The sequence below is a fragment of the Streptomyces sp. NPDC058145 genome (genome assembly GCF_042884245.1).
Lineage (GTDB): Bacteria > Actinomycetota > Actinomycetes > Streptomycetales > Streptomycetaceae > Streptomyces.
Map to the genome: position 1 here is coordinate 1 of NZ_JBHVUH010000055.1, position 2970 is coordinate 2970.

General features: G+C 39.0%; 3 protein-coding genes. All 3 read left to right on the top strand.

Annotated elements, in window-relative coordinates:
- Nucleotides 1–217 precede the first annotated feature (217 nt).
- Nucleotides 218–1435, top strand: a complete 1218-nt coding sequence (mobV, locus tag ACFVVO_RS39330) for a MobV family relaxase (RefSeq protein WP_120377766.1) — start codon at nucleotides 218–220, stop codon at nucleotides 1433–1435.
- Nucleotides 1436–1724: 289 nt separating this feature from the next.
- Nucleotides 1725–1865 carry a CopG family transcriptional regulator gene (locus ACFVVO_RS39335; RefSeq protein ID WP_043858540.1) on the top strand — a complete coding sequence of 47 codons (141 nt, stop codon included), beginning with the start codon at nucleotides 1725–1727 and terminating at the stop codon, nucleotides 1863–1865.
- Between the two features lie 75 nt (nucleotides 1866–1940).
- Nucleotides 1941–2597, top strand: a complete 657-nt coding sequence (locus ACFVVO_RS39340) for a replication protein (protein ID WP_043858541.1) — start codon at nucleotides 1941–1943, stop codon at nucleotides 2595–2597.
- Nucleotides 2598–2970 lie beyond the last annotated feature (373 nt).

Consider the following 2970-nt stretch of genomic DNA (forward strand, 5'->3'; position numbering starts at 1 on the left):
TGAGGGGGTTGGGGGAGTTTTTATTGGGGGGATCAAGGGGGAATCATTTCCCCTTGTGGGTTTGGGCAAAGCCCAAGGTTTTCCCATGCGTTAGCATGGTTCGGCGGGTAGCCGAAAAAGCCTCGCAGAGCACACACTTTACGAATGTAAAGTATAGTGTGTTATACTTTACATGGAAGTGTTGCCGAAAAACTGACCCCGAAACGGAGCTGATTTTATGAGTTATGCGGTCGTCCGAATGCAGAAAATGAAGGCGCATGATTTGAAAGGAATTCAGTTTCATAATCAGCGTGAAAGAGAAAGCAGGACGAATTCGGATATTGATAAAGAGCGTTCCCATGAAAATTATGATTTGGTCCATGATGGGAAAATTGATTATAACCAGCATGTCAAAGAAATCATTGAATCGCAAAAAACAGGTACGAGAAAAACTCGGAAAGATGCGGTGCTTGTAAACGAGTTGCTCGTGACATCTGACAAAAATTTTTTTGACCGTCTGGATCCTACAGAACAAAAACGATTTTTTGAGGAAAGTTATAAATTATTTTCCGAACGCTATGGCGAGCAAAATATTGCTTATGCAACGGTACATATGGACGAAAAAACGCCCCATATGCATGTTGGCGTTGTGCCAATGCGTGATGGAAAACTGCAAGGGAAAAATGTGTTCAATCGTCAAGAATTGCTTTGGTTGCAAGATAAGTTTCCCGAGCATATGCAAAAGCTTGGCTTTGATTTGGAGCGTGGAGAAAAAGGTTCTACTCGTGAGCATTTGGAAACGAGGGAATTCAAAAAGCAGACGCTGGAAAAAGAAATTGATTTTCTAGAAAAAAATCTCCAGGAGAAGAAAAATGAATTGCTCGCCCTCAATGAAAAAGTTCCAGATGAAATTAAAGTTCGGGCCAAAAGGGAATTTCAGCAAATCGAGGTTAAGAGCGAGGAAAAGAATCTTTTTGGGATTCCCAAAAAAGAGTTGAAAAAGACACCGACTGGAAATGTGATTGTTCCCGAACAAGACTTTAAAAATTTGGTTCATGCTGCCAAAGAAAATAAACAGCTAAAAGGCAAGATGGAAAAAATATTGAACACCGATTTAGCAAAGGAAAATAAAGCTTTGGGTCAAAAGCTTAGAGTGATTTATAAAGAGTGGGAAACAGAAGCCAATTCAAATAAAAAATTAAGACAGGAAAATATGCAGTTGCTTCGAGAGAATAGCAAATTAAAAAGCCATATAAGCGATTTAAAGCGTGAAATTGGTTTGATATATAAAAGCACCAAAGAATTTTTAAAAGCCCGTACAAACGATTTAAAGACGTTTAAGAGCCTTTTTAATGATTTGGTAGGCAAAATTAAAGAAAAAGCCCCTGAGGGCGAATTTGAGCGTTTAAACAGGGTTGAAAAGCGTCGTGAAAGAGAAAATGGTCTTGAAAGATAAAAAGCACCTGAAAAAGGTGCTTTTTTTGGTTTTTTGAACTTGGATTTTTTGGGGTGAGAGAGGAAAAAGGGGGGGCTACTACGACCCCCCCTTTAAGTGCCGAGTGCCAAATTGAGAGAAAAAGCCATTCAAACCCTAGAGCCACAAGGGTTTGAAGCTTGCGACATTTGAGCGACATTTCGGCGACATTTTGAGCGACATTTTGCCTTTTACATATTTTTTGTGTATTTTATTGCAAAAATTACACCACTTTGTTATATTATTTTTAACATGCAAAAAGGAGAACGATATGACAAATAAAAAGAGATTTACAATCACTATGTCAGAAAGTGTTCACGCTTATTTAGAGGAGTTGTGCAAAGAGAAGGGTTTGAGTAAGTCTGCGATGATTACAGTAGTTTTGGAAGAATACAAGAAAGGGCAGAAATGAACACAAAAAAAGCGACCCCCTGGAAGAGTTCGCTTTTTGGAATTCCTTTGTTTCTGTTAGGGTGATTATAACATTATGGCTAAAGATAAGGCAAGATACTTTACGTTTCTGTTGTACCCTGAAAGCATACCCGAAGATTGGGAAACGAAATTGGAATCGCTCGGTGTTCCTATTGCGATTAGCCCACTTCATGATAAAGATTTAAGTAAAGTTGAGGGACAAAAATATAAAAAAGCCCATTATCATGTGATTTATGTGGCGAAAAATCCTGTTACTGCTGATAGTGTCCGTAAAAGAATACAACGAGCATTGGGTAATAAAAGTGTTTCCATGGTGCAAATTGTAGTTCAAAGCATGGAAAATATGTATTTATATTTAACGCACGAATCAAAAGACGCTATCGCTAAAAACAAGCATGTATATGACAAGAAAGATATTAAACTACTAAACAATTTTGATATTGATAGATACATAACGCTTGATGTTGAAGAAAAAGACGACATGCTGAATGATCTTTGTGATTTGATTGATGAACATGGACTGGCTAATATTCGTGAATTAAGAAGGTTTGTAAGGGTTCGTGGGGAAGAATATAACTTACCCAGCATGAAGATTATCAATTCTGTTTTACGTTCGCATACTGGATTGATTAGACTGTATTTTGATGCCGTTTATCAAGAACGGAAATATGGTCGGGGCGATATTGATAGAGAAACAGGAGAGTTAAAATAATCGACATAAAACGACAGAAAAGGATTGAGATACAAGAGATACAGAAGATTCTTCTGTATCTTTTTCTGTATCTTTTTTTATTTTGTTCTGGTGGGCGCTTGAAGGAGAAAGCGACACGTGGCGTCTGTCAATAGAATCGTGGAATACCGGAATGAGCGATAGCGAAATGAGGATATGCCGCGAAAGTCGATTGACAGACTCACCACACCCGAACCCTCTTGGCATTGAATCGAATCCCATTCGATTCCTGCCGACCGGCGAGGGAGTCCCCTCAAAATTGAGGGGGTTGGGGGAGTTTTTATTGGGGGGATCAAGGGGGAATCATTTCCCCTTGTGGGTTTGGGCAAAGCCCAAGGTTTTCCCATGCGTTAGC

What these genes read in the sequence shown, in the direction of transcription:
- mobV (WP_120377766.1), top strand. Translation starts at nt 218, where the DNA reads ATGAGTTATGCGGTCGTCCGAATGCAGAAAATGAAGGCGCATGATTTG.
- ACFVVO_RS39335 (WP_043858540.1), top strand. Translation starts at nt 1,725, where the DNA reads ATGACAAATAAAAAGAGATTTACAATCACTATGTCAGAAAGTGTTCAC.
- ACFVVO_RS39340 (WP_043858541.1), top strand. Translation starts at nt 1,941, where the DNA reads ATGGCTAAAGATAAGGCAAGATACTTTACGTTTCTGTTGTACCCTGAA.